Source organism: Nocardioides sp. LHD-245 (assembly GCF_030929495.1).
Classification (GTDB): Bacteria; Actinomycetota; Actinomycetes; order Propionibacteriales; family Nocardioidaceae; genus Nocardioides.
Genome location: NZ_JAVFWN010000006.1, coordinates 82,015 through 107,106 on the forward strand (window position 1 = coordinate 82,015; position 25,092 = coordinate 107,106).

Sequence of the window (25,092 nt, forward strand, 5' to 3'; positions counted from 1 at the left end):
TACTTCAGGCACTGAGGCCGGCCGACCGGGCCCGGCGGCGCTGGGCCAGGGCCCGGGCGGCCGCCGGCTCGCGCCGGGCGAAGCCGATGACCAGGCCGAGGGCGCTCAGGGTCGGGAGCAGGCTGGAGCCGCCGTACGACACCAGGGGAAGGGGGATGCCGATCACCGGGAGCAGCGCCAGCACCATGCCGACGTTGATGATCATCTGGCACAGCAGCCACACCACGATGCCGAAGGTGCAGTAGCGCACGAAGGGCTGCTTCGTCTCGCGGGCCACGCGGACGCCGGCGTAGGCGAGGACGAGGAACAGCCCGATCACCAGGAGCGTGCCGATCAGGCCGAGCTCCTCGCCGAGCACGGCGAAGATGAAGTCGGTGTGCGCCTCGGGCAGCTGGCCCCACTTCTGCTGACTCGCCCCGATGCCCTCGCCGAGGACGCCGCCGCTGGCCATGGCGTAGAGGCCGTGGGCGGGCTGCCAGCCGGTGCCGTGGTAGTCCTTGAACGGATCCGCGAAGGTGGCGATGCGCGCCAGGCGGGTGGGCGAGGTCGCGGCCAGGGCCAGCGCCGCGACGCTCACGACGGCGAACACCAGACCGAACAGCCGTCCCGGCGCGCCGACGACCCAGAGCATCGCGACCAGCAGGGCGAAGAAGATGAGCGCGGTGCCGAGGTCCTTGCCGACCACCACCAGCCCGGTCGCGAGCACCATGCCGGGAACCACCGGCACCAGCATCTGGTGCAGGCTGCCCAGCCGGCGCTCCTTGTTGGCGTAGATGTGGCTGGCCCAGATGATCAGCGAGAGCTTGGCGATCTCGGAGGGCTGCACCTGGATCGGCCCGAGCACCAGCCAGTTGGTGTTGCCGTTGACCTCGCGCCCGGCGAACGCGGTGACGATGAGCAGGGCGAGGGAGATCGAGAAGGCGGGATAGGCCAGGCCGCGCACCCAGCGCACGGAGACCCGTGAGGCGATGAAGGCACAGGGCACGCCGATCACGACCCACATCAGCTGGCGGCGCACGATCGTGTAGGAGTCGCCGGTCTCGCGGTAGGCGCGCACGCTCGAGGCGCTGAGCACCATGATCAGGCCGATCACGAGCAGCAGCGCGGTGGCGCCGAGAAGCAGGTAGTAGGTCGTGAGCGGGCGGTCGAGCGCGTCCTTGAGGGCGCTCAGCCAGCCCGGGCGGCGGGCTCGCGAGCGGAGCAGGCCGATGCGGAGCCGCTCGGGCCTGGTCGTCTCGGGGTTGGCGGTGGTGATGTCGCTCCCCCTCTGGCTCCTGCCTCGCTGCTGCTCAGCCGCTGACGTGGTCTCGCACCGCCGCGGTGAAGGCGTCGCCCCGCGCGGCGTAGTCGGTGAACTGGTCCATCGAGGCGCATCCCGGCGCCAGCAGGACCGTGTCGCCCGGTTGGGCGGCCCCGGCAGCGGCGGCGACGACGCGCCTCATCAGGTCGAGCTCTCCGACGGCTCCAGTCTCGGGGGTCTCGACCTCGATCACGGGCACATCGGGTGCGTGTCGCGAAAGCGCCTCCGCGATCACCGCGCGGTCGCGTCCGATGAGGACGGCCGCCCGCAGCCGGCCGCCGGCACCACGGACCAGGTCGTCGAAGGAGGCCCCCTTGGCGAGACCGCCGGCGACCCACACGACCGGCTCGAACGCCGACAACGAGGAGGCCGCCGCGTGCGGGTTCGTGGCCTTGGAGTCGTCGACCCAAGTGACGCCGTCGTGCTCGGCGACCACCGCGATCCGGTGGCCGTCGGGGCGGAACGACCGCAGCCCGTCGCGTACGGCGGCCTGACTGATGCCGTGGGCCCGCGCGAGAGCGGCGGCGGCGAGGGCGTTGGCGACGAAGTGCGGCGCCGGCGAGGCGAGGTCGGCGAGAGTGCACAGCTCGGCCGCGCTCGTGGCGCGCTCCTCGATGAACGCCCGGTCCACGAGGATGTCCTCGACGACGCCGAGCATCCCCGCGGCCGGCGTACCCAGGGTGAAGCCGATGGCCCGCGCGCCCTCGACGACATCGGCCTCGCGCACCAGCCGCTCGGTGGCGGGATCGGCGAGGTTGTAGACGCACGCGCGCTGGACGTTCTCGTAGATCCGGCCCTTGTCGCGGGCGTAGTCGTCCATGCCGGACGGTCCGGCGTACCAGTCGAGGTGGTCTTCGGCGACGTTGAGCACGACAGCGCTCTCGGCCGACATCGAGTCGGTGTAGTGGAGCTGGAAGCTGGACAGCTCGACGGCGATCACGTCGTACGGCTCGGGGTCCATGACGGCCTCGGTGAGCGGCAGCCCGACGTTGCCGGCCGCGACGCTGCGCAGCCCGGCCGCCCGCAGGATGCTGTCGAGCATCTGCACGGTCGTGGTCTTGCCGTTGGTGCCGGTGACGCACAGCCAGGGCGCGGGCCGCTCGGGGTCGCGCAGCCGCCAGGCGAGTTCCACCTCGCCCCAGACGGGGATGCCGCGCTCGCGGGCCGCCGCGACCACGGCCGAGTCGGGGCGGAAGCCGGGCGAGACGACGAGCAGGTCGGCGTCGGCGGGCAGGGCCGCGGTGGCGCCCTCCCCCACGTCGATCCGGGCGCCGAGCACCTCGAGCAGCTCGGCGCGCTCAGCGAGCCGCGGGCTCATCGAATCGGCGACGGCGTGCACGGAGGCGCCGAGGTGGAGCAGGTTGTCGACGGCGGCGGCGCCGCTGGTGCCGAAGCCGGCGACGACGACGCGGACGCCGGCCCAGGAGTCGGCACGGCCGAGGGTGGTGACGTCGGGCTGGTTCACGTCGGTCATTACAGCCGGGAGACCCATTCGGCGTAGAAGATGCCGAGGCCGGTGGCCACGAAGAGACCGGTGATGATCCAGAACCGGATCACGACGGTGACCTGCTCCCAGCCGAGCATCTCGAAGTGGTGGTGGATCGGCGCCATCCGGAAGATCCGGCGCCCCTTGGAGAGCTTGAAGAAGCCGACCTGCAGCATGACCGACACGGTCTCCAGGACGAACAGGCCGCCGAGGACGACCAGCAGCAGCTCGGTGCGGGTGAGGATCGCGAACCCGGCCAGCGCGCTGCCCAGAGCGAGCGAGCCGGTGTCGCCCATGAAGATCTTGGCCGGTGAGGCGTTCCACCACAGGAAGCCGAAGCAGGCTCCGGTGATGGCCGCCGCGATGATCGCGAGGTCGAGCGGGTCGCGCACGTTGTAGCAGGTGGCGCTCGGCTCCTCCTGGCAGAACTGGTTGCTCTGCCAGATGTTGACCAGCGTGTAGGCACCGAAGACCATCACCGAGGCGCCCGCGGCGAGGCCGTCGAGTCCGTCGGTGAGGTTGACGGCGTTGCTGAATCCCGCCACGAACAGCCAGATCAGCAGGATCGCCAGGATCGTCGGCAGCACGAACCAGTCGAGCTCGCGCAGGAAGGAGACCTTCTCGCTGGCCGGGGTGCGGCCGTGCGAGTCCTCGAGCATCGGCGAGAGCGCCAGCCAGCCGAAGACCAGCGCGATCAGCGTCTGGCCTGCCATCTTGGCCTTGCTGCGCAGGCCGAGGCTGCGCTGCTTGTAGATCTTGATGAAGTCGTCGAGGAAGCCGACCAGGCCCATCCCGACGAACAGGAAGAGCAGCAACATCGCCGAGGCGCTCGGTGCGGTGAGCGTGATCAGCTTCGCGGCGAAGTAGCCGATGACGGCCGCCAGGATGATGACGACGCCGCCCATGGTGGGCGTGCCGCGCTTGGTGTGGTGGCTGGTCGGGCCGTCCTCGCGGATCTCCTGGCCGTAGCCCAGCTTGGTGAACGCGTTGATCGCGACCCGGGTGCCGAGCAGCGAGATCAGCAGGGCGATGCCCCCGCCGAGCAGGATCGCTCTCACGCCGTCGTCTCCTCGGTGCTGCTCGTGAAGCTACTCGTCAAGATCGCCTCTGCCACGACTTCCAAGGCGACGCCGCGCGACGCCTTGACGAGGACGACGTCCTCCGCCCCGGCATTCTGCCGCACCCAGGCCGTCGCTTCCTCACGCCCCGCCGTGACGATCACCTCACCGGTGCCGTCGGCGGCCCCCTCGGCGATGCCGCGGGCGGCGTCACCCACGACCACCACGACATCGATGCCCAGGCCCGCAGCGGTCCGCCCGACGAGCTGGTGCCCCGCGTCGTGCTCGTCGCCGAGCTCCTTCATCTCGCCCAGCACAGCGACGGTACGGCGCCGCACGCCCACCGCCGCCGACGCGGACCGGATGTCGCTCAGCGCCTCGAGGGCGGCGGTCATCGACTCGGGATTGGCGTTGTAGGCATCGTTGACCAGCACCAGACCGTCGGCGCGCTCGGTCATCTCCATGCGCCACCGCGAGGCCGGGCGTGCCGTCGACAGGGCGGCGGCGATCTCCGCGGCGCCGAAACCGGCGGCGATTGCCAGGCCGGCGGCGGCCAGGGCGTTGTCGATTTGGTGCATGCCCGCCTGGAGGAGCGACACCCGGTGCCAGTCGCCCTCGAAGCCGAGGTCGAACGACGGCCGGCCGAGCGGGTCGAGTTCGAGCGCGCGCCAGGACAGTGCAGCGTCGTGACGACCGAAGTCGAGCACCCGCGCCCTGGTCCGACCGGCCATCGCGGCCACCAGCGCGTCGTCGGCGTTGAGGACGGCGACGCCGTCGGCCGGGAGCGCCTCGACCAGCTCGCCCTTGGCCCGGGCGATCTGCTCCCGTCCCCCGAACTCGCCGACATGGGCGGTCCCGACGTTCAGCACGGCCGCGATCGAGGGTGGCGCGATGTCGCACAGATAGGAGAGGTGGCCGACGCCGCGCGCACCCATCTCGACGACCAGGAAGCGGGTGTCGTGGTCGGCGCGCAGCACGGTCAGGGGCACGCCGAGCTCGTTGTTGTTGTTGGCGGCGGTCGCGACCACCGCCCCCTCTCCGGCGAGGGTGCGGAGCACCGCGGCGAGGTAGTCCTTGGTGCCGGTCTTGCCCTGCGAGCCGGTCATCGCCAGCACGGTGGCGTCGAGCCGGTCGAGCACGTGGCGGGCCAGCAGTCCCAGCGCGGCGACCGGGTCGGTGACGACGACCGTCGGCGCCGCGGTCGGCCTGCTCCCGAGGACGGCATGGGCGCCGTCGGCGTAGTCGTGGCCGTCGACCCGCTCCCCCACGACCGCGACGAACAGGCCGCCGGCGAGCGGGGTCCGGCTGTCGACGTACGCGGGGGCGGAGACGGTGACATCCGCGCCGTGGAGGGTGCCGCCGACGATCTCGGCGACGGCCGAGAGCGGGAGCGGGATCACGCCTCGCCCCCGGCGGGATCGGCCGGCAGATCGGCGAGCAGCTCGCGGACCACGTCGCGGTCGTCGAACGGGTGCACTACTCCGGCCACCTCCTGACCCGACTCGTGGCCCTTGCCCGCGACGAGCACGACGTCACCGGGCGCGGAGCGGCGCAGGGCGGTCGCGATCGCCGCGCGGCGGTCGCCGACCTCGACGACCTCGGCGTCTCCGGTCCGGGCACCCGCCAGCACCTCCGCGCGGATCGCCGCGGGGTCCTCGGTGCGCGGGTTGTCGTCGGTCACCACGACCAGGTCGGCGAGCTCTGCCGCGATCGCGCCCATGACGGGCCGCTTGCCGCGGTCGCGGTCCCCGCCGGCGCCGATCACGACGATCAGCCTGCCACGGGTGACCGGCCGCAGCGTCCGCAGCACGGCGTCGACGGCATCCGGCTTGTGGGCGTAGTCGACGACGACCGTCAGGTCCCGCCCGGTCTCGATCCGCTCGAGGCGCCCGGGTACGCCGGCCGAGCGACTCATCCCGTCGGCGACCCGCTGGGGGTCGAGGCCCGCCTCGGCGGCCGCGGCGATCGCGGCGAGGGCGTTGGCCACGTTGAACTCCCCCGCCACCGGGACGGTCGCGGCGATGGTGACGCCGCCCGGCCCGTGGACGGTGAAGGTCGAGCCGTCGGGGCGCTGGTCGAGCGAGGACGCGGTCCAGTCGGCCGGACGCCCGAGGGCGTAGGTGCGCACCGGGATCGGCGCCTCCGCCGCGAGCCGGCGGCCGTGCTCGTCGTCCATGCAGACCAGGCCGAGGCGCGCGTGCTCGGGCGTGAAGAGGGACGCCTTCGCCGCGAAGTAGTCCTCGACGTCGGCGTGGAAGTCGAGGTGATCGCGGCCGAGGTTGGTGAAGACGGCGACGTCGAAGACGACGCCGTCGACCCGGCCCAGCACCAGAGCGTGGCTGGACACCTCCATCGCGCAGGCGGTGACGTCGAGTTCGCGCATCCGCGCGAACAGGCCGTGCAGGTCCGGCGCCTCCGGCGTGGTCAGCGCGGTCCGGACCTCCTCGCCGGCGATCCGGGTGCCGACGGTGCCGATCACGGCGCTGCGAACGCCCGCGGCGAGCAGACCGCCGTCGAGCAGCCGGGTGACGGTGGTCTTGCCCTGGGTGCCGGTGACCCCGATGGTGCGCAGCGCGGCGGCGGGGTGGCCATAGACCTGCGCGGCCACCGCGCCCAGCACGGCTCGGGGATCGGGGACGACCAGCACCGGCAGTCCCGCGCCGGCCGCGAGCGCCGCACCCTCGGCATCGGTGAGCACGGCGACCGCGCCGGAGCCGGCCGCCTGCTCGGCGAAGGTGGCCCCGTGGGCCCGGGAGCCCGGGAGCCCGGCGTACAGGTCGCCGGGTTCGACGCGCCGCGAGTCGAGGCTCAACCCGCGCACCTCGACGCCGCCGAAGGCAGGCTCCGCTCCGAGGGCCCGGGCGATGGCGTCGAGCGGCGTCACGAACGGGTGGGTCGGGCGGGTCGCCGGGCCGGTCACCACTCCACCGGCGTCTGGTTGGGCTTCGTGCCCGAGGGCGCGACGCCGTAGCGGCGCAGCGTGTAGCTCATCAACTTGGCGAACGCCGGTCCGGCGACACTGCCGCCGCCGCTGCCCGCGCGCGGGCGGTGCACGACGACGTAGATGGTGAAGCGCGGGTCGTCGGCCGGCGCGAAGCCGGCGAAGGACACCGAGAGGCTGCCGTCGTAGCGGCCGTCGACGACGCGCTGCGCGGTGCCGGTCTTGCCGGCGACGCGGTAGCCGGGCACCTGCGCCCCTGGCGCGACGCCGATCGGCGACGGCTGCACGACGCGCTCCATCATCAGCATCGTCTCGCGCGCGGCATCCTCGCTGATCACCCGACGGCTGGTGGCGACGTCGGTGCCGATCGCGGTGCCGTCGTCGGTGCGGGCCGCGCCCTTGACCAGGGTCGGGTCGACGCGGACGCCCCCGTTGGCGATCGTGTTGACCGCGGCGGTCATCTGGACCGCGTTGACCGACAGCGACTGACCGAAGGCGATCCGGTCGCCGACCTGTGAGGTCCACGCCGCGCCCTGCGGCACGATGCCGCGGGTCTCGCCGCCGAGACCGAGACCGGTGCGCGCGCCGAGACCGAAGCGGGTGAGATAGCCGCGCAGCTGGCCCTTCTTGAACTGGTCGGCCGCGAGCACGGTGCCGACGTTCGAGGACTTGGCGAGGATGCCGGCGAGCGTCAGCTTGAGCGTGCCGTGGTCCCAGTAGTCGCCGATCGGGCGGTCCTGCCGGTTCAGCTGACCCGGCACCTTGAACCGCTGCTCCTTGAAGCCGAGGCCGGCGTCGACCAGCGCGCTGATGGTGAGCACCTTCTCGACCGAGCCGGGCTCGTAGACGTCGGTGAGCGCGGAGGAGCGGTAGAGGCCCTTGTCGTAGCGGTACGGGTCCGCGGCGTCGTACGTCGGATAGTCGGCCAGGGCCAGCAGCTCGCCGGTGCGGGTGTCCTGGATCACCGCGATGCCGGACTCGCCGCCGGACTTCGTGACCGTCTGCTGGAGCACCCGCTGCGTGTAGTACTGCAGGTCGCGGTCGATGGTCAGCGTGAGGTTCTTGCCGTCGACCGCGGGGGTGACCGTGTTGTCGCCGAGCGGGATCTGGTTGCCGGCGCCGACCTCGTAGCGGGCCTCGCCGTCCTTGCCGGACAGGTAGGTGTTGAAGGAGTCCTCCAGGCCGGCGAGGCCGACGATGGCGCGGTCCTCGCCTGCCTTGCCGTTCTCGCCGAGGAAGCCGACGAGATTGGCCGCGACCGTCTTGTTGGGATAGGTGCGCAGCGGGTCCCGCTCGGTCGCCAGGCCGGCGAACGGACGTCCCTTGTCGTCCTTGAACTCCTCCTGGATGTCGGCGACGACCTTCTCGGCCTTGCTGGCCGGGACCTGGCGGGCGATGTACTGGAACCGGCCGCCGTCGCCCTCGACCCGCAGCCGGCGCAGCGTCTCGAAGTAGTCGACGCCGAGGCGCTCGGAGAGGATCGTCGCCAGCTCCGGCGCGACCTCCTTCGTCACCTTGGGGTCGGCCACCACCATCCGACCGTCGACGGTGGCGGCCATCGGCTTGCCGTTGCGGTCCAGGATCTCGCCGCGGGTCGCCGGCAGATCCACGGTCCGCTGCCCCTCCTGCGCGGCCATCTGGGCGTACGAGCGCGGGTCGACGCCCTGGAGCTGGACCAGTCGGGCCGCGAAGACCGACAGCACGATGGCGATCAGCAGGAACCCGATCTGCATCCGGCGGTGCGGGGAGCCCCGGAGGACGTCGCCGGTGCGACGCCGCAGACGGCTCGGGACGGGTCGACTCACGCTCTCCAACCTACGGCGCGAGGGTCACTGAACCGTGGCGGGCACGCCGTCCGTGGCGGCCTTCACCTTCTCCTTGACCGGCGGCGGGTCGAGCTCGGCCGGGCGACGCGGGCCGGGCGGCTCGAGCGGGAGCCGGTCGGCGCCCGTGGCCGGCTGGGGGTCGCCGCTGATCTTCCCGGAGCCGAGGTGCAGGACGCCGGCGCCGGTCGGCATCACCAGGCCGAGCCGCTCGGCGGCCGCGGCGACGTGGGCCGGGTCGTTGAGCACCTGGAGGTCCATCTCCAGCGCCTCCTGCTGCGCACCGAGGTCGGTCGCCTGGTTCTGCAGCGCCGTCTCGCGGAAGGACGCCTGCTGCATGGATGTGTTGAACATCAGCAGCCCGACGACTCCGCCGAGCAGGATGATGCTGACGAAGGTCACGAACGGCACCCGGGGCGCCTGGGTGCGCCGCCGCGGGACGACGGTCAGCCGGGCCCGCTGCAGGGCCGCCTGCGCGATGCGCGGGGCGACGTACGGGAGCCGGTTGCGAAGGGGTGAGGTGGCGGACATCAGACGGCTCCCTTGCCAGTGGATGTGCTGTTCGGACGGGTGATCGCCTTGGTGCGCTCGATCGCGCGCAGCCGGACGGAGGCGGCGCGAGGGTTCTCCTCGACCTCCTCCGGCGTCGCCTGCTCGGCACCGCGGGTCACCAGCCGGTACGACGGCTCGGCACCCTCGGGCACGAACGGCAGGTCGTCGGGGACGTCGAGGCGGGTCGCGGCGACGAAGGCCCGCTTGACCAGTCGGTCCTCGAGGGAGTGGTAGGACTCGACGACCACGCGGCCGCCGACGCCGATCGCCTCGACCGCGGCCGGGATCGCGCGCTGCAGCACCCGCAGCTCGTCGTTGACCTCCATCCGCAGCGCCTGGAAGGTGCGCTTGGCGGGGTGGCCGCCGGTCCGGCGGGCCGGGGCGGGGATCACGTCGTACAGCAGGGCGACGAGGCCGGCCGAGCTGGTGAAGGGCTCCGTCTGGCGAACCCGGACCACGGCGTCGGCGATCCGGCGCGCCATCTTCTCCTCGCCGTACTCCCGCAGGACCCGGGCCAGCTCGGCGGCGGAGTAGGTGTTGAGGACGTCGGCCGCGGTCGGGCCGGTGTCCCCCATCCGCATGTCGAGGGGTGCGTCGACGGCGTAGGCGAAGCCGCGCTCGGGCAGGTCGAGCTGCATCGAGGAGACACCGAGGTCGAAGAGGACCGCCGCGACGCCTCCCTCACGCGGGTGCCCCTGGTCGGCGATGACGTCGGCGAGCTCGTCGTACACGGCCTGGACGCCGATGAACCGGTCTCCGTACGACGCGAGCCGCTCGCGGCTCATCGCCAGGGCCTGCGGGTCGCGGTCGATGCCGATCACCCGGGCTCGCGGGAGCCGCTCGAGGACCGCCTCGCTGTGGCCGCCGAGGCCGAGCGTGCAGTCGACGAGCACGCTGCCGTCGCGGTCGAGCGCGGGGGCGAGGAGGGAGACGACCCGGTCCAGCAGGACGGGGACGTGGCGCGGGGTGCTCATGCCTCAGCGCCCCGCGAGGTGGGTCAGCACGAGCAGGAGCGCGCAGCCGACGGACAGGGCCGCGGAGAAGGCCATCAGGGTGAGGGCGTCGCGCGCCTGCTCGCGGACGCGGCGCTCCCCGGAGACCTCCGGTGGCTGCGTGCGAACGACGCTCATGCTCTCGACCCCTCGACCCTGGGAATTGCTGGACGTACTGGAAATGGGTGCGGATCCGCAGGGCCAGGTCTCGGCCCGCTCCCGTCCCGGTGTTCGGGATGCCGTCTGGTGCCGGGGAAGGTGCCCCAGAAGGCGGTGGTTCGCCTGTCGCCTGTGGCCGGGGAAGGTGCTACAGGAGACAGGACTCGGGAAGCGGGAGCGGGCTGAGACCTCGTCCTGCGGATCCGCTGTTCTGTTGTGACCGGTGCTGCTGTCGGCGACGGAGCCGGTGGTGCGGATCAGTCGTCGTCCTCGTCGAGGTCGGCGAACTCCTCCAGCGCCTCGAGCTGGAACTCGCGCCAGGCGGCGGGGTTCCAGATCTCCAGGCGGTCCCGGACCCCGATCACGACGACGTCGCGCTCGAGTCCCGCGTACTCACGCAGGTGGGCCGGGATGCCGACCCGTCCCTGCTTGTCGGGGGTGCTCTCGTCGCCGCCGGCGAACAGCACCCGGGCGTAGCGCCGGGCGGCGCGGTTGGTCATCGGCCGGGCGGCTTGCCGCTCGGCCTCCTCGGCGAAGACGTCGGTCGGCCAGACGACGAGGCACTTGTCCTGTCCCTGTGTGACCACGAGGCCCTCCGCCAGTCGATCCCTGAACTTCGCCGGGAGGAAGAGACGGCCCTTGTCGTCGAGCTTCGGGGTGTAGGTGCCCATGAAGAGCATCGGGCCACCCCCAGCCGTCCCACCGGACTCCGCCGTTCCTCCACTTTCCCCCACAGTACTCCACTTTCCTCCACCGTCAACCACCAACGCCCCACTTCTTGCGGCGTCGCGCACCACGGCGCACCCTGAAAGCGCAGGTCAGCGCGCTGGGAGGGCCGGTGGAGCGGAGTGGAGGAGAAGTGGAGCGCCGGTGGTGGGCGCAGCGAGGTCCACGGCGCGGTCACCATGACGCCCAGGCGCGCCGTAGGGTTGCTCCACCGCAGCGAGGTGGCTGCTGAGGAGAGGGAGAACAGCGTGGAGTCGCCGAGCACCGACGTCGACAGCGTGGCGCGCGTCGCCGGCCGCATCCAGGCCAACGTGGAGAAGGTGATCGAGGGCAAGAGCGAGGTCGTCGCCGCCTCGATCGTGGTGCTGTTGGCCGAGGGACACCTGCTCCTGGAGGACGTCCCCGGCGTCGGCAAGACCATGTTGAGCAAGGCGCTCGCGCGCAGCATCGACTCGACCGTCCGCCGCATCCAGTTCACGCCGGACCTGCTGCCCTCCGACATCACCGGGGTGTCGGTCTACAACCAGTCGACCCGCGAGTTCGAGTTCCGGCCCGGGGGCGTGTTCGCCAACGTCGTGATCGGCGACGAGATCAACCGGGCCTCCCCCAAGACCCAGTCCGCCCTGCTGGAGTGCATGGCCGAGCGCCAGGTGACCGTGGACAACGTCACGTACCACCTGGAGCCGCCGTTCATGGTGATCGCCACCCAGAACCCGGTCGAGATGGAGGGCACCTACCCGCTGCCCGAGGCGCAGCGGGACCGCTTCCTCGCCCGGGTCTCCATCGGCTACCCGGTGCCGGCCGCCGAGATCGCGATGCTGTCCAACCACGGCGAGGTCAGTCCGCTCGACGACCTGGAGCCGGTGACCGACGGTGCCGAGATCCGCAAGATGTGCGCGATCGTCAGTCAGGTGCACGTCTCCGACACGGTGCAGCGCTACGCCGTCGCGCTCACGGCCGCCACCCGGCACACCCCCGAGCTGGTGCTGGGTGCCTCCCCCCGCGCCACCCTGCACCTCGTCCGCGCCGCCAAGGCGCGGGCCGCCCTGCACCGGCGCGACTACGTCCTGCCCGACGACCTGCGGGCACTGGTGCAGCCGGTGCTGGCCCACCGGCTGCTGCCGAGCGCGGAGGCGGCGATCGGCGGCCGCACCGTGGCCACCATCCTGGAGGGCATCGCCGCCCAGGTCCCCGTGCCCGACCCGTCCTCCTGAGCGGTGCGCGATGCGGCGACATCTCTCCTCCCTGACGCTCCGCGGCCGCGCCTTCCTGGCCGCCGGCGCGACGGCGGTGGTGTGCGCCATCGGCTTCGGCCAGCCGGCGCTGACCCGCGTGGGGGTGCTGATGATGACGCTGCCGTTGCTGGCCGCCCTCGTCGTGGGGCGGCGCAAGCACGACCCCGAGGTCGTCCGGACGGTCTGGCCGCGCCTGCTCCGCGCCGGTGAGACGGCCCGGATCGACCTCACCATCTCCAGCGACCGCAAGCGGGCCGACGGCGCGCTGCTGGTCGAGGACACCGTCCCCTACGCCCTCGGCGGTCGCGCGCGATTCGTGCTGCAGGGACTCGGCGGCGCGTGGGAGCGCACCGTTTCCTACCCGGTCCGCTCCGACCTCCGGGGCAGGTACGTCGTCGGCCCGGTCGTCGCCCGCCTCGCCGACCCGTTCGGGCTGGTCGAGCGCCGCCGGCCGATCGGCGGCACCGCGCAGCTGACGGTGACCCCGCGCGTCGTACCGCTCCCCTCGATCCCGCTGACCGGCGGCTGGCAGGGGGCCGGCGAGCACCGGCCCCAGGCGTTCGCCTCCGGGTCGGCCGAGGACGTCAGCGTCCGGGAGTACCGGCGCGGCGACGACCTCCGGCGGGTCCACTGGCGCAGCTCGGCCCGGATCGGCGAGCTGATGGTGCGGCGCGAGGAGCAGCCCTGGGAGGCGCACGCGACCGTCCTCCTGGACAACCGGCGCCTCGCCCACCGGGGCCAGGGTCCCGCCTCCAGCCTCGAGCCGGCGGTCATCGCCGCCGCGTCGGTGGCGGTCCACCTGGAGCAGCACGGGTACGCCGTCCAGCTCTGCACGGCCGACGGGCTCGGCGGCGGCACCGCCGGCCCCGGCGCCGGCGCACTCGGCGCCGAGCGGGCGTTGGAGCACCTGGCGGTCGTCGAGATGTCGCACCGCACCACGCTCGATGTCGGCTGGTCCGGCGAGCAGGCACGCGGCGGCGTCGTGGTAGCCGTCCTGGGCGGCTTCCTCCCCGACGACACGGCGGCCCTGCGCCGGATCCGGCACGACGCGGGAGTCGCCCTCGCCCTGGTCTTCGACGTCGGCCAGTGGGCGCCGACCCGGGAGGGGCTGGGCGGCGCTGCCGCCGCCGCGGTGACGTCCCTCGCCTGGCGCGCGACCAGCCTCGGGCCGCGCGACCAGCTGGACGCGTCCTGGCGAGAGCTCGGCCGGGCCCCCGTGCGGGGAGGTGCGCGCGGATGAGCGACCGGCTCGCCGAACGTCGCGGACCGTTCGGCCCGACACTGCTGTTCGGTGTCCTCGCCGTCCTGACCACCTGGGTCGCGCTCACCGCGTGGCGCGGGTTCGTCGACCTCCCCGGCACCTACCTGCGACCGCTCGCCGTCCTCGCCGGACTGCTCGCGGTCACCGGCGCCGCGCTGCGCTGGCTGGGCACTCCGCGCTGGCTCACCGTGCTCGCCCAGACCGTGCTCACCGCACTGGTCGTGGCGCGCCAGATCACCGGTTCCCTCGTCCCGGGCGCTGACACCGGCGCCGCGATCTGGCAGGCCCTGGAGGCCTCGGTCGACAGTGCGCGTCAGTACGCCGCGCCCATCGGCGCCCAGGTCCCCCCGGTCTGGCCGCTGCTGCTCGTCGCCGGCGCCGCCGTCCTGCTGCTCGTGGAGACGCTGGCCTGCACGCTGCGCAAGGTGCCGGCCGCCGGTCTCGGCCTCCTCGCGGTCTACGCGCTCCCGAGCGGCGTGCTCGACGGCGGCCCCGATGCGTGGAGCTTCGTCGCCGCAGCCGCGGGCTTCCTCGCCCTCCTGCACCTCGACTCCCGCGACCAGCTGCTGCGGTGGGGGCGCACCGTAGGCCCCGACGAGGACACGCAGTGGCGGGGCAACCCGATGTTGGAGGCGATGCGCGCCGGAGCCGGCCGGATCGGGATCGGCGCGACCGCACTGGCCCTGGTCGTCCCTGCCTTCCTCCCCACCGTCGGCGTGAACGTGCTCGACTTCGGCTCCGGCAGTGGCAACGGCGACATCCGGATCCGCAAGCCGATCGCGGACATGCGCCGCGACCTCGAGCGCGGCCGGGACGTGCCGCTGATCGAGGTCCGCACGGACGACCCCGCACCGTCGTACCTGCGGGTCTCGGTGCTCAATCGCTACACCGGCGACGAGTGGAGCAGCGGTGATCGCGACGTCGCCCGGGACGACCGTGCCGACGGACCGGTGGCGCGTCCGCCCGGCCTGTCCCCCGACGTACCGACCACGAAGTTCAGGTACGACGTCGAGATCACCGAGGACTTCGACTCGACCTGGCTGCCGACGCAGTACCCCGTCGCCGCCGTCGATGCCCCCGGCGACTGGCGCTTCGATCCGGCCACCATGGACTTCCTGGCCGCCGACGACGACCTGGACACCCGCGAGCTCGCCTACACGATGACCGCACTGCGACTGGACTTCGGCACGCGTCGCGAGTTCTTCGGCGACTCCGCGGCCGAGGACGTGTCCGAGGAGGTCCTCCACCTGCCCGGCACAGTGCCGGCGATCGTGCGCAACCTGGCCCGCGACGTCACCGAGGGCGCCACCTCCGACTACGAGCGCGCCCTCCTGCTGCAGCGCTGGTTCCGCCAGGACGGCGGCTTCACCTATGACCTGACCAAGGCACCCGACGGCACCGGCAACCAGACTCTGGAGGGCTTCCTCGCCCGCGACGGCCGGGTCGGCTACTGCGAGCAGTTCGCCTCCGCGATGGCGGTCATGGCCCGAACGCTGCGCATCCCCGCCCGGGTCGCGGTCGGCTTCCTCGAGCCGGACCGGATCGGCGACGACGTCTGGGAGTACAGCAGTCACGACCTGCACGCCTGGCCCGAGCTCTACTTCGCCGGGTCGGGCTGGGTGCGCTTCGAGCCCACCCCGTCCGGTCGGGTCGAGCAGGTTCCCGCCTACACCCGGGTCCCGGTCGACGGCGGCCCGGACGACCCCCGGGGAGGCCCGACCGCCTCCTCGTCCGCGACGCCGGGCGCGACCGCGACCGTGGGCCCGGCTGCCGGTCCGAGCCGGCGCCCGGAGATCGACCGCGACTCGGGCAACGCCTCGTCGGCGCGCGAGGACGGCCTGCCCACGCCCCTGGTCGTCGGCGGCCTGGTCACGCTGGTGCTGCTCCTGCTCGGCTCCGTCGCCGTCGGCGGCCCCGCGACGGTCCGCGCCCGCGCCCGGCGCCAGCGCCTGGCCGGATCCCCCGACGACGTGTGGAGCGAGGTGCGGGCCACGGCGATCGACCTCGGTCGGGGCTGGGCCGAGGGCCGCTCGCCGCGTGAGGCCGGCCGCCTGCTGCTCGACCACCTCGGAGCTCCGGGTGACGCGACCGCGGAGCGACCGCGCACGGGCGCCGACTCCGCCCCCGAGGCGGCCGACGCCCTGGAGCGACTGGTCCTCGCCGTCGAGCAGTCGCGCTACGCGCGGCCCGGAGCGGTGCTCACGCGCGAGCGCACCACTCTCGCCGAGGACGGTGCACTCGTGGTCGGCGCGCTGGAGGCGGGCGTGAGCCCGCGGACCCGGCGCCGGGCGCGGTGGATCCCGCGGTCGATCTGGGGCCGGTAGCGGCGAGGGCCGTGCGGTGTCGCTCGATAGGCGACACGCTCGGCCCAACGAACTCAGAACCCGCGGTCGCGGCGCCGGCGCCAGCGCGCCTGGAGAGTGTCCATGAAGCCGGAGGAGCGGCCGTGCCCGTGGCTGCGACCACGGCGACCGCCGTCGACCACGCCGAGGCCGGAGGGATGCGACGAGACGTGCGGGCCGGCGCCCGGACGCTGACCGCGCAGGGATCCCATCAGGATGGTCGCCGAGGCCAGCATGATCAGGAAGCCCGCGACACCGACGGGCCAGTAGCCGCTGACGGCCCCGCCCATCATGACCGCGACACCCGCGGTGAAGACGACGCCGGCCAGGATGGCCCGACGACGCGCCGCTTGCCGGAGGGTCGTGCCCCGCAGGGTGGACGCGAACTTGGGGTCCTCCTCGCTGAGGGCGCGCTCCATCTGCTCCAGCAGTCGCAGCTCCTCTTCCGAGAGTGGCACCGAATCCTCCGACACGTGTGAGGCGGTTCTCCGCCGATGACTCTTCCTCCAAGTGTAGGCAGGCATCTCCAGCGGTGGTAGGGGGCGTCCCCCAAATTGTCCGGTCGGCCGCTCCGGGGTCCTCCGCCGTGACCAGGGATCACAACAGGCTGGCCGGACGGACGGCGGCGTGGCCGAACCGGCCGACGGCCCGATCGACCGCGCGATCGGCGTCCGGCCAGCCCGGGTCACGCTCCCCCAGCGCCAGCTGGCGCCCGTCCCCGGCGCGCACCGGGCGCAGGCCCTCGACCCGGACGCCGACCAGGCGCACCGCGAGCGGGTGGGGCCCGCGGGCGTCGAGGAGCCCGTCGAGCAGGGCGACCGCGACCGCGTAGACCTCCTGCGTGACGTCGGTGCGCTCCGGCAGGGTGCGCGAGCGCTGGACGGTGGTGAAGTCGGAGAACCGGACGGTGACCGTCACGGTCCGGCCGGTGCGCTGGGCGCCGCGGACGCGCGCCGCCACCCGGGCGGTCAGCCGCAGCAGCTCGCGGCGCAGCCCCCTCCGGTCGCGGAGGTCGACGGCGAGCGTGTGCTGGGCGCCCATGCTGCCCTCGGGCTCCCCCTCCCCGAGGCCGAAGACCCCGGCCCCGCCGGCAACCAGCTCCGCGCGGTCGGTCCCCCACACCAGGGCATGCAGCTGGCTCCCCAGGTGACGGCCGACCATCCGCCGGAGCAGGTCGACCGGGATGGCGGCGACGTCGCCGACGGTGATCAGCCCGAGGCGGCGGAGACGCTGTCGCGTCGCCTCGCCGACGCCGTAGAGGACCCCGATGTCGAGCGGGTGCACCTCCGCGACGAACCGCTCCGGCCGGATCACCCGGACGCCGTCGGGCTTGGCCTGCCGGCTGGCGAGCTTGGCGACCGACACGGACGCGGCGATGCCGACCGAGCAGGTGATCCCGTGCTCGGCGCGCACCCGGGAGCGGAGCCGCTCGGCGATCGCCTCCGGCGACCCGAACAGCCGGACCGCGCCGCGCACGTCGAGGAAGGCCTCGTCGAGCGAGGTCACCTCGACGACCGGGGTGATCGTGCGGAAGGTCTCCATGATCGCCTTGGAGACCGGCGTGAGGAGGCCGAAGTCGGGCGGCATGGTGACGGCGTGCGGACACAGCCGGGCCGCCTCGGCGCCCGGCATCCCGGAGCGGATGCCGAAGCGACGGGCCGGGTAGTTGGCCGACAGCACCACGCCGCGGTGCCCACCGCCGACGACGACAGGGACCTGCTCGAGCTCGGGGCGGTCACGGATCATCACGGACGCGTAGAACGCGTCCATGTCGACGTGGAGGATCGGGCAGCGGACCGTCACGGCCCACTCCGCGGACGCCGCTCGGCCCGAAGCGGCTCAGCAGGCTCAGCCGGCGCGGTGGGCCACGATGTGGAGCTGGGTCGCCAGCGGGAGGTACTCCGGCCGGCGGGCGACCGCGCGCTCCAGGTCGACCAGGGCCGCTGCCGCACCAGGCTCCTGGTCGACGAGCGCGGCGGGCACCAGGTCGGCGAAGACCCGGACCGCGTGGACCGAGGTCGCTCCGAATCCGTGCGTGGCGAGCAGCTCGCCGATCTCGTCGGCGGTGAACCGGCGGCCGGTGCGAGCGTCGACCGGCGCCTGGTCGTCGAGCAATGCCCGCGCCTGCTGGAAGTGCCCGGCCATGGCCCGGGTGATGACGGCGGCGTGCCGCTGACCGACCACGAGGCTGAGCAGGCCGCCCGGCCGGAGCACCTGGCCGATCCGGTCCAGCGCGAGCGCGGGGTCGACGACCTCGAGTACGCCATGGCACAGGACCACGTCGGCCGTGCCCGCCCCGACCACGTCGACCAGGTCGGTGACGTCGCCCTGCAGCCCGGAGACCGCGACACCGACCTCCTGGGCACGCCGGGCGAGCGCCGCCAGGGCGTCCGGACTCGGGTCGACCACGCGGACCCGGTGCCCGGACCCGGCCAGGCGCACGGCGAAGCCACCGGTGCCACCGCCCAGGTCCACGACCTCGCGGGGCGCACCCGCCAGCGCGGACTCCAGGGCGTCCCACACGACCGCGGTGCGGACCGATCCACGCTGCTCGCGAGAGGCCATGCGCCGAACACTAGTCGGATGGCGCGAGCGCGTCGCTCGTGCCTCGCGCCGCGCTGCCGCGCGCGCTGTTGCCAATCAGAGACGGTTGCGCTCGCACGGCGGCCACACCATCGGCTCGCGGAAAGGCTGGACTCCTCCGCTCCGGTCGCTCCTTCGTCGCTCTCTGCGCTCCGTCGCCGACGCTTCCCGCGACGACCGATCGGGCCTCGCGCCGCGCTGCCGCGCGCTGTTGCCAACCAGAGACGGTCGCGCTCGCACGGCGGCCACACCATCGGCTCGCGGAAAGACTGGACTCCTCCCGCGACGACCGATCTCAACGAGCACGGCCCAGCCACAGCCCGGTCCGTCAGCCGACCGCGAGACCGGCGAGCTGCTCGCCGAGCGGGACGTGGGGCGTCAGCCCGAGCGCCTGCTCGACCACGGCGAGGAAGCGGTCGGCGTCGCGGACCAGGTCGTCGGCCTCGCGCTCACTGGCCGCCCGGGCCGAACCGGCCTCGGCGGCCGCCCGCTTCGCGGCACCGGCGGCGAAGAACGCCGCCCACTCCGCCAGCTCGGGCGCGACCTCGGCCAGCAGCACCCAGGCGTTGCGCTGGGCCCGGCGACGGCCGGCCTCGGGGCGGGCCCGCGCCGCCAGGAGCGCGGCCGCGGCCCGCAGCGCGGCGACATGGGCGCAGGCGTAGCGCGTGGCGACGTCACGAGCCCCGACCGCCTCGCTCAGGGACTCTGCCGACCGGATGAGGTAGTTGTGGGTGGTCGCCGGCAGGGCGTGCGGGCTGACCGTGAAGGGGGCGATCTGCTGGGCCACGGCGTCTTCTCCTCGGATCGGATCGAACGTCTGTTCGAATGACTCGAAGGTACACCCCGGGTCCGACACGACTCAAGCACCGCTCCCGCGCGGATCACCCACCGCTCACGTGTCGGCGTGCTCCGCCCGCCGTCCGGCCTCCCGGACGTACTGGCCGCTCTGCGGGTGCCACAGGAAGACCAGGGTCACCGCGCCGATCACGGCCGCCGCGATCGCCATCCCGTCCACCATCGTGGGCGGGTCGGTGCGGACCGTGGCAACGGCGACCAGGATCACGCCGACGACGATCGCGGCCAGCGCGTGCCGCGCCCAGTCGGAGCCGGTGCGGAAGAGCGCGATCAGCGTCGCCGCCAGGACGGCGGTGACGCCGTACAGGACGAGGATCACGGGGACGAACTCGACCGGCTGCACGGTGCTGTCACCGACCTGCATCGGCGACCAGACGCTGCCGAGGTCGTCGCGCCGGGTGACGACGAGCACGCACACCAGCAGGCCGGCCGCGACCAGGAACCACAACAGCCAGCACGCGATCACGACCGCGGGCGGCCGGGCCTGCTGCTCGGTCTCGGGCATGCTTCCTCCAGTCCGTGGGTGGGTCGTGCTCGGTAGGGTCATCCCCATGTCGGCCGAGCATCCCTCGATCACCCGGTTCCGCGACGAGCACCAGCGCCGGGGCGGGACCGGCGAGATCGTCATTCTGCCCGACTCGGTCCACACGGCCGCACTCGCCGCCGAGGCGCTCGGGTGCGAGGTGGGCGCGATCGCCAACAGTCTGCTCTTCGACGCGGACGCGCACCCGGTCCTCGTCCTCACCTCGGGCGCGCACCGCGTGGACACCGCCCACGTCCGCGCCACCATCGGTGGTCCCGAGCTGCGCCGCGCCCGGCCGGACTTCGTCCGCACGCACACCGGCCAGGTGATCGGCGGCGTCTCCCCCATCGGCCATCCCGCCCCCGTGCCGACGTACCTCGACTCGTGGCTGGGTCGCCACGACGTCGTGTGGGCCGCGGCCGGCCACCCCGCGGCGGTGTTCTCGACGACGTACGACGAGCTGCTCGAGCTCACCGGAGCCACGCCCCTCGACGTCGCGAGGGACTGACCGTGGCCCGGATCGTCGTCGTCGGCGGCGGCCTCGGCGGCATGGCCGCGGCTGCGCGCCTGGCCAAGCTCGGCCACGAGGTGGCGTTGCTGGAGGCCTCCGCCGAGCTCGGCGGCGCGCTCGCGCCCGTCGCGCGCGACGGCCACGTCTGGGACGCCGGACCGGCGTCCACGCTGCTGCCGGCCGCGCTGCGCGACCTGTTCCGCAAGTCGGGGCGGCCGCTAGAGAAGGAGCTGGGCACCGACCTCGAGCCGCTTCCGGTGCTGCGCGAGCACAGGTTCGCCGACGGCACCTCGGTGCGCCTGCCCGGCGGCTCCCGCGCCGAGCAGATGGCGGCGTTCGACGACCTGGGGGCCGGCCTCGGCACGAAGTGGACCGACCATGTCGACGTCTACGGACCCGTGTGGGACGTGCTGCGCCGCCACTACGTGGAGGTCCCCTGGGACCCGCGCACCAAGGGCGCCGTACCCAAGGAGCTGGACGGCCTCTTCGACATCCGCGAGACGCTCTACAAGCGGCTGCGGCACGCCTTCCGGGACGAACGGCTGGCCCTGGTCGCCGGGCACCCGGCCGTCGCCGAGGGACACGACCTGCGCAACGTCCCGTCCTGGGTCGGCGTGACCGCCTTCCTCGAGCAGCGCTTCGGCGGCTGGCGGATCCCCGGTGGGATGGGCCGGATCGCCGGCCTGCTCGGCGCCCGCCTCGAGACCCGTGGCGTGCAGGTCCGCACCCGCACCGAGGTGACCGACCTCGTCGTGCGCGAGGGCCGCGTCGCCGCCGTACGCACCGATCAGGGCGAGGCCGAGGCCGACGTCGTGGTGGTCGCGATCGACCCGCGCCGGCTGCCCATCCTGGCCCGCCACGTCCAGCGGACCATGCCCGCGATCCCGCCCGTGGTGGCCCACGTCGGTCTCGCCGGCGACGTGCCCGACCTGCCCCACGAGCTGGTCATCCACGAGGAGCCGCTGCTCACCGTCCGGACGGGGGGCATCGCCCCCGACGGCGGCGCCGCCTGGACGATCCACGGCCGCGGGAAGATCGCCGAGGACCTCCTCGACGCCCTCGCGCGGCACAAGATCGACATCCGCGAGAACGTCGTCACCCGGGTCGACCTCTCTCCGCGCGACCAGGTCGAGCAGTGGCGCGGGTCGCCCATGGGGGTGCTGTGGCAGGGCCGGGGAACCGTCCGCCACCGGATCGGCCCGTCCACGCCCGTCGCCGGTGTGTACGCCGCCGGCGCGCACACCGCGCCCGGGGCCGGGGTGCCGTTCGTGGCACAGTCGGCGGCGCTGGTGGCCCAGCTGGTCGGGCCCGCCTGAGCTCACACCGTGATCTGCAGGGCCTCGAAGATCTCCAGCGTCGCCTTGGAACGGTTCAGCGTGTAGAAGTGCAGGCCCGGCGCGCCACCGGCGAGCAACTCGTCGCACAGCTCCGCGGCGACCTTGATGCCCTCGGCACGGACAGCGGCGGGATCGCCGTCGTAGGCGCTGATCCGGGCGACGACGTCGTCGGGGACGCTGGTCCCGATCAGCTCGCCCTGGCGGCGGATGGCGGCCAGGTTCAGGATCGGCATGATGCCCGGCAGGATCGGGATGTCGACGCCGCGGGCCCGGACCCGCTCGACCAGCGCGAAGTAGTCGGAGGCGCGGAAGAACATCTGGGTGACGGCGAACTCGGCGCCCGCGCGCGCCTTGGCGACGAGCACGTCGGCGTCGGCGTCGAGCGAGTCGGCGGACGGGTGTCCCTCCGGGAAGGCGGCGATGCCGATCCGGAAGTCCCCGCGGGAGCGGGCGAGCTCGACGAGGTCGACGGCGTAGTTGAGGCCGCCCTCGGTCGGCGTCCAGTCCGCGCGGGGCCCCTCCTGCGGGTCGCCGCGCAGCGCCATGACGTGGCTGACGCCCTCGGCGACATAGGAGTCGAGGATGCCCTCGAGCTCCTCACGGGTGTGACCCACGCAGGTCAGGTGCGCCATCGGGATCATCGAGGTCTCGCGGGCGATCCGCCCGGTGATCGCGACCGTCTTGTCGCGGGTGCTGCCGCCGGCGCCGTAGGTCACGGACACGAAGGTGGGGCGATAGGGCTCCAGCGCGCGGATCGCGTTCCACAGCTGCGTCTCACCCGCCTCGTCCTTCGGAGGGAAGAACTCGAAGGAGAAGGATCGTCCGCCCTCGCGGAGGATCTCGCCGAGGGAGCGTCCGGCACCGGTAGTCATGGGCCGCAGTGTAGGTGCCCGGACGCCGCCGGGGCCGGGCATCTCGCCGAGCACCCTGGTCACTAGGCTCACATCCGTGACCAGTCAGGCGTGGGACCCGACCGCTTTCCGGACCGAGGTCCAGGCCACCCTCGACACGTTCCTGGCCGATCAGGCCGCCCGGCTGGCGCCGCTCGGCGGCGATGCCGCGCGGCTGCTGTCCGAGGCGCGGGTGACCGTCGCCGGCGGCAAGAGGTTCCGGGCGGCGTTCTGCCACTGGGGGTACGCCGCGCTCGCGGGTCCGCCGACCGCCGGCGACGCCGAGGCGGTACGACGGGCCGCGGCCGCGCTGGAGCTGCTCCACGCCAGCGCGCTGGTCCACGACGACCTGATGGACGCCTCCGACACCCGCCGCGGCCGCTCGGCCACCCACCGCACCTTCGAGCGCGCGCACCGCGCCGACGGCTGGCGGGGCGACCCCGAGCAGTACGGCGCCGCGGCCGCGATCCTGCTCGGCGACCTCCTGCTGTCCTGGTCCGACGAGCTGCTGCGCCGCTGCGGACTGGGCTGGGACCGGGTCGGGCCCGCCCTCGACGTGTTCGACCTGTGCCGCTCCGAGGTGATCGCCGGCCAATTCCTGGACGTGTCGGTACAGGCCCGCGGCCGGGCCGACGTCGCGCAGGCGATGACCGTGCTGCGCTACAAGTCCGCGAAGTACTCCATCGAGCGGCCGATCCACGTCGGCGCCGCGCTCGCCGGCGCCGACGCGGCGACCCTCGACCGGCTCAGCGCCTTCGGCCTCCCCCTCGGTGAGGCGTTCCAGCTGCGCGACGACCTGCTCGGGGTCTTCGGCGACCCCGCCGCCACCGGCAAGCCCGCGGGCGACGACCTGGTGGAGGGCAAGCGGACCGTGCTCGTCGCCCTCGCCCTCGCCAACGCCACGCCCACCGACGCCGAGCGTCTCGACACCGCCCTCGGCACCGCCCTGTCGGAGACCGAGGTCGCCGACCTGCGCACGATCATCGACGGCTGCGGCGCCCGTGCCGAGGTGGAGACCATGATCGACGACCTCGCCCGCCAGGCGGTCGACGCGCTCCGCAGCGGGCGGGCCGAGGCGGGCTGGGACGCCGAGGCATGCGGGGTGCTCGAGCAGCTCGCCGCCGCGGCGACCCGCCGCACCCGCTGAGCGACGGTCCGCGGCCCCGGGCCGTCGTCAGGCCAGCAGCGGTACGACGTCCTCCGGGCCGGGGCCGCGCAGCAGCACCTCGATCGCCGGATCGGTGTCGCCGCGCCGCGCCAGGACGCCGGTCACGACGCCGAACCGCCGCGGCTCCGCACGGGCGAAGCCACTCCAGGCATCCCACAGCAGCACCGTCGGGCCGGGCAGGTCGCGCAGGCAGTCGTTGAGGGCGTCGAGGTTGACCCCGTAGTGAGCAGGGAACGCCAGCGCCTCGCCGATCGCCCGCAGCACGGCCGGCGTGGTGTCGAGGGAGGCGCCGTCGACGTACCCGAAGGCCCAGCCGGCGTGCTCCACCGCGTGCCGGACCTCGGCGACCTCGAGCCCCGACGACCACCGGTGCACGCCCGGGGCGTGGCGGCCGGCCAGGACCGCGGCGAGACCACTCATCGGCTCTCCCGGATGCGCTCGAAGGACTCGTAGTGGTCCGCGGTCCAGTACAGCTCACCCCCGTCGCCGGCGATGATCCGTCGCGCGCCGCGGTGGTCGAGGCCTGGGGTGTCGACGGTGTACTCCGCGTAGTAGCCACGGGCGCGGTCCGGCAGCAGGCCCTCGAAGTTGCCGAAGGTCGAGCCGTCCTTGCCGGGATGGGGGAACGGGCCACCGGCCGCGATCAGCTGGACGGTCTCGGCAGCCTCCGGCGGCAGATCGGCGAGGTCGACGTACGGGAGGCCGTGCTCGTCGCGTGTCGGGCTCGAGGAGGCCGACGGGCTCGACGAGGCGGACGTGTCCACCGCCGGGCCGGACGGCTCGTCGGAGCCGCCGGACTGCAGCCACCACACGCCGACCAGCAGGACGACGGTGACGACCGTGGAGACGACCTGGGTCGTCCGGCGGCTCAGCCGGGCCATGCGCGCCCGCTCAGAACGCGAGCGCCTGGGCGCGGCGCTTGACCTCCGAGCCGCGGTTCTCGCGCAGCGCGTCGATCGGACGGCCGGGCAGGTCCGCGTCGAGGAAGATCCAGGCGATGCACTCGCGGTCGTCGAAGCCGCTGTCGTGCAGGAGGGTCAGCAGGCCCGGGAGGCCCTTGACCGGCTCGCCGTCGACGAGGAAGAGGGCCGGGATCCCCTGGGGGCGCCCGTCGCCGGGCTTCGCGGCGGCGAGCTGGTGGTCGCGCACCATGGTGCGCACCTTGGCCGGGGTGACGCCGATCTCGGCGGAGGCCTGGTCCCAGTCCAGCCAGTCCTCGACGAGGGCGGCGAGGTCGAGATCGGCCAGTCGCGGTTCGCTCATGGGCCCATCCTCCCCCACCGGCGTGGCTGCGGGCCGACGTGGCCCCTCCCCGTACGATGGTCCTTCCGGTCACTTCCCCGGCCGGTC

Annotated in this window: 25 protein-coding genes; 6 read left to right on the forward strand and 19 right to left on the reverse strand. The window is 73.6% G+C overall.

What is annotated here, in order from left to right; translation table 11 throughout:
- Nucleotides 1-4: 4 nt before the first annotated feature.
- From ftsW to mraZ, 10 genes are all read right to left on the reverse strand, one after another.
- On the reverse strand, nt 5-1,255 hold the full coding sequence (gene ftsW, locus RB608_RS10995; RefSeq protein WP_308088197.1) for a putative lipid II flippase FtsW: 1,251 nt from the start codon (nt 1,253-1,255) through the stop codon (nt 5-7).
- A 34-nt stretch (nt 1,256-1,289) separates the two neighbouring features.
- Complete coding sequence (gene murD, locus RB608_RS11000; protein WP_308087935.1) at nt 1,290-2,774, reverse strand: UDP-N-acetylmuramoyl-L-alanine--D-glutamate ligase; 1,485 nt, start codon at nt 2,772-2,774, stop codon at nt 1,290-1,292.
- Nucleotides 2,774-3,844: a phospho-N-acetylmuramoyl-pentapeptide-transferase gene (mraY, locus tag RB608_RS11005; RefSeq protein WP_308087936.1), complete on the reverse strand. Its 1,071-nt coding sequence runs from the start codon at nt 3,842-3,844 to the stop codon at nt 2,774-2,776. The genes murD and mraY overlap by 1 nt, the downstream gene beginning before the upstream one ends.
- Nucleotides 3,841-5,244, reverse strand: coding sequence for a UDP-N-acetylmuramoyl-tripeptide--D-alanyl-D-alanine ligase (murF, locus tag RB608_RS11010; RefSeq protein WP_308087937.1), 1,404 nt, complete (start codon nt 5,242-5,244; stop codon nt 3,841-3,843). Before murF ends, mraY begins: the two co-directional genes overlap by 4 nt.
- Nucleotides 5,241-6,710 carry a UDP-N-acetylmuramoyl-L-alanyl-D-glutamate--2,6-diaminopimelate ligase gene (locus RB608_RS11015; RefSeq protein WP_308088198.1) on the reverse strand — a complete coding sequence of 490 codons (1,470 nt, stop codon included), beginning with the start codon at nt 6,708-6,710 and terminating at the stop codon, nt 5,241-5,243. Before RB608_RS11015 ends, murF begins: the two co-directional genes overlap by 4 nt.
- Nucleotides 6,711-6,760: 50 nt before the next feature.
- Complete coding sequence (locus RB608_RS11020; protein ID WP_308087938.1) at nt 6,761-8,590, reverse strand: penicillin-binding protein 2; 1,830 nt, start codon at nt 8,588-8,590, stop codon at nt 6,761-6,763.
- 24 nt (nt 8,591-8,614) lie between these two features.
- Nucleotides 8,615-9,139 carry a hypothetical protein gene (locus tag RB608_RS11025; RefSeq protein WP_308087939.1) on the reverse strand — a complete coding sequence of 175 codons (525 nt, stop codon included), beginning with the start codon at nt 9,137-9,139 and terminating at the stop codon, nt 8,615-8,617.
- The gene (gene rsmH, locus RB608_RS11030; protein WP_308087940.1) at nt 9,139-10,134 is read right to left on the reverse strand and encodes a 16S rRNA (cytosine(1402)-N(4))-methyltransferase RsmH; all 996 of its coding nucleotides are present in this window, start codon (nt 10,132-10,134) and stop codon (nt 9,139-9,141) included. The genes RB608_RS11025 and rsmH overlap by 1 nt, the downstream gene beginning before the upstream one ends.
- A 3-nt stretch (nt 10,135-10,137) precedes the next feature.
- Complete coding sequence (locus RB608_RS11035; RefSeq protein WP_308087941.1) at nt 10,138-10,290, reverse strand: hypothetical protein; 153 nt, start codon at nt 10,288-10,290, stop codon at nt 10,138-10,140.
- A 278-nt stretch (nt 10,291-10,568) separates the two neighbouring features.
- A complete protein-coding gene (gene mraZ / locus RB608_RS11040; RefSeq protein WP_141002924.1) occupies nt 10,569-10,991 on the reverse strand; it encodes a division/cell wall cluster transcriptional repressor MraZ in 423 nt (140 codons plus the stop codon).
- 324 nt (nt 10,992-11,315) lie between these two features.
- On the opposite strand from mraZ, the gene RB608_RS11045 reads away from it, so the two are divergent.
- Genes RB608_RS11045 through RB608_RS11055 form a run of 3 tightly spaced genes read left to right on the forward strand, consistent with a single transcriptional unit; the run spans nt 11,316 to nt 15,857 of the window.
- Nucleotides 11,316-12,251 carry an AAA family ATPase gene (locus RB608_RS11045; protein WP_392390995.1) on the forward strand — a complete coding sequence of 312 codons (936 nt, stop codon included), beginning with the start codon at nt 11,316-11,318 and terminating at the stop codon, nt 12,249-12,251.
- A 10-nt stretch (nt 12,252-12,261) separates the two neighbouring features.
- On the forward strand, nt 12,262-13,512 hold the full coding sequence (locus RB608_RS11050; RefSeq protein ID WP_308087943.1) for a DUF58 domain-containing protein: 1,251 nt from the start codon (nt 12,262-12,264) through the stop codon (nt 13,510-13,512).
- Complete coding sequence (locus RB608_RS11055) at nt 13,509-15,857, forward strand: DUF3488 and transglutaminase-like domain-containing protein (RefSeq protein ID WP_308087944.1); 2,349 nt, start codon at nt 13,509-13,511, stop codon at nt 15,855-15,857. Before RB608_RS11050 ends, RB608_RS11055 begins: the two co-directional genes overlap by 4 nt.
- Before the next feature lie 53 nt (nt 15,858-15,910).
- On the opposite strand, the gene RB608_RS11060 is transcribed toward RB608_RS11055, so the two are convergent.
- The 5 genes from RB608_RS11060 to RB608_RS11080 form a co-directional block, all read right to left on the reverse strand.
- Nucleotides 15,911-16,333, reverse strand: coding sequence for a DUF3040 domain-containing protein (locus RB608_RS11060; protein ID WP_308087945.1), 423 nt, complete (start codon nt 16,331-16,333; stop codon nt 15,911-15,913).
- Between the two features lie 139 nt (nt 16,334-16,472).
- The gene (dinB, locus tag RB608_RS11065) at nt 16,473-17,678 is read right to left on the reverse strand and encodes a DNA polymerase IV (protein WP_308087946.1); all 1,206 of its coding nucleotides are present in this window, start codon (nt 17,676-17,678) and stop codon (nt 16,473-16,475) included.
- Between the two features lie 45 nt (nt 17,679-17,723).
- Nucleotides 17,724-18,440 carry a methyltransferase domain-containing protein gene (locus RB608_RS11070; protein ID WP_308087947.1) on the reverse strand — a complete coding sequence of 239 codons (717 nt, stop codon included), beginning with the start codon at nt 18,438-18,440 and terminating at the stop codon, nt 17,724-17,726.
- A 346-nt stretch (nt 18,441-18,786) separates the two neighbouring features.
- The gene (locus RB608_RS11075) at nt 18,787-19,245 is read right to left on the reverse strand and encodes an SAV_6107 family HEPN domain-containing protein (protein WP_308087948.1); all 459 of its coding nucleotides are present in this window, start codon (nt 19,243-19,245) and stop codon (nt 18,787-18,789) included.
- 105 nt (nt 19,246-19,350) lie between these two features.
- Complete coding sequence (locus RB608_RS11080) at nt 19,351-19,818, reverse strand: hypothetical protein (RefSeq protein WP_308087949.1); 468 nt, start codon at nt 19,816-19,818, stop codon at nt 19,351-19,353.
- A gap of 46 nt (nt 19,819-19,864) precedes the next feature.
- On the opposite strand from RB608_RS11080, the gene RB608_RS11085 reads away from it, so the two are divergent.
- Together RB608_RS11085 and RB608_RS11090 are read left to right on the forward strand one after the other, a co-directional pair.
- Nucleotides 19,865-20,344, forward strand: a complete 480-nt coding sequence (locus tag RB608_RS11085) for a YbaK/EbsC family protein (protein ID WP_308087950.1) — start codon at nt 19,865-19,867, stop codon at nt 20,342-20,344.
- Between the two features lie 2 nt (nt 20,345-20,346).
- A complete protein-coding gene (locus tag RB608_RS11090; protein WP_308087951.1) occupies nt 20,347-21,663 on the forward strand; it encodes an FAD-dependent oxidoreductase in 1,317 nt (438 codons plus the stop codon).
- Between the two features lie 2 nt (nt 21,664-21,665).
- Here RB608_RS11090 and metF read toward each other — a convergent pair whose 3' ends face one another.
- Nucleotides 21,666-22,556 carry a methylenetetrahydrofolate reductase [NAD(P)H] gene (gene metF, locus RB608_RS11095; protein ID WP_308087952.1) on the reverse strand — a complete coding sequence of 297 codons (891 nt, stop codon included), beginning with the start codon at nt 22,554-22,556 and terminating at the stop codon, nt 21,666-21,668.
- 76 nt (nt 22,557-22,632) lie between these two features.
- Between metF and RB608_RS11100 the strand changes: the two genes are divergently transcribed.
- Complete coding sequence (locus tag RB608_RS11100; protein WP_308087953.1) at nt 22,633-23,721, forward strand: polyprenyl synthetase family protein; 1,089 nt, start codon at nt 22,633-22,635, stop codon at nt 23,719-23,721.
- 27 nt (nt 23,722-23,748) lie between these two features.
- Here RB608_RS11100 and RB608_RS11105 read toward each other — a convergent pair whose 3' ends face one another.
- The 3 genes from RB608_RS11105 to RB608_RS11115 are packed head-to-tail and all read right to left on the reverse strand — an operon-like array spanning nt 23,749 to nt 25,005.
- On the reverse strand, nt 23,749-24,162 hold the full coding sequence (locus RB608_RS11105; protein ID WP_308087954.1) for a barstar family protein: 414 nt from the start codon (nt 24,160-24,162) through the stop codon (nt 23,749-23,751).
- A complete protein-coding gene (locus RB608_RS11110) occupies nt 24,159-24,623 on the reverse strand; it encodes a ribonuclease domain-containing protein (protein ID WP_308087955.1) in 465 nt (154 codons plus the stop codon). The genes RB608_RS11105 and RB608_RS11110 overlap by 4 nt, the downstream gene beginning before the upstream one ends.
- A gap of 10 nt (nt 24,624-24,633) precedes the next feature.
- Entirely contained in the window at nt 24,634-25,005 is a 372-nt protein-coding gene (locus RB608_RS11115; protein ID WP_308087956.1) for an Rv2175c family DNA-binding protein, read from the reverse strand.
- Nucleotides 25,006-25,092: the final 87 nt, after the last annotated feature.

Bases quoted from the DNA above. Each gene is read 5' to 3' on its own strand.
- RB608_RS11055 (WP_308087944.1), top strand. From the start codon at position 13,509: ATGAGCGACCGGCTCGCCGAACGTCGCGGACCGTTCGGCCCGACACTG.
- RB608_RS11085 (WP_308087950.1), top strand. From the start codon at position 19,865: ATGTCGGCCGAGCATCCCTCGATCACCCGGTTCCGCGACGAGCACCAG.
- RB608_RS11080 (WP_308087949.1), bottom strand. From the start codon at position 19,818: ATGCCCGAGACCGAGCAGCAGGCCCGGCCGCCCGCGGTCGTGATCGCG.
- RB608_RS11105 (WP_308087954.1), bottom strand. From the start codon at position 24,162: ATGAGTGGTCTCGCCGCGGTCCTGGCCGGCCGCCACGCCCCGGGCGTG.
- RB608_RS11050 (WP_308087943.1), top strand. From the start codon at position 12,262: ATGCGGCGACATCTCTCCTCCCTGACGCTCCGCGGCCGCGCCTTCCTG.
- RB608_RS11070 (WP_308087947.1), bottom strand. From the start codon at position 18,440: ATGGCCTCTCGCGAGCAGCGTGGATCGGTCCGCACCGCGGTCGTGTGG.
- murD (WP_308087935.1), bottom strand. From the start codon at position 2,774: ATGACCGACGTGAACCAGCCCGACGTCACCACCCTCGGCCGTGCCGAC.
- mraZ (WP_141002924.1), bottom strand. From the start codon at position 10,991: ATGCTCTTCATGGGCACCTACACCCCGAAGCTCGACGACAAGGGCCGT.
- rsmH (WP_308087940.1), bottom strand. From the start codon at position 10,134: ATGAGCACCCCGCGCCACGTCCCCGTCCTGCTGGACCGGGTCGTCTCC.
- RB608_RS11115 (WP_308087956.1), bottom strand. From the start codon at position 25,005: ATGAGCGAACCGCGACTGGCCGATCTCGACCTCGCCGCCCTCGTCGAG.
- RB608_RS11035 (WP_308087941.1), bottom strand. From the start codon at position 10,290: ATGAGCGTCGTTCGCACGCAGCCACCGGAGGTCTCCGGGGAGCGCCGC.
- RB608_RS11110 (WP_308087955.1), bottom strand. From the start codon at position 24,623: ATGGCCCGGCTGAGCCGCCGGACGACCCAGGTCGTCTCCACGGTCGTC.
- RB608_RS11025 (WP_308087939.1), bottom strand. From the start codon at position 9,139: ATGTCCGCCACCTCACCCCTTCGCAACCGGCTCCCGTACGTCGCCCCG.
- metF (WP_308087952.1), bottom strand. From the start codon at position 22,556: ATGACTACCGGTGCCGGACGCTCCCTCGGCGAGATCCTCCGCGAGGGC.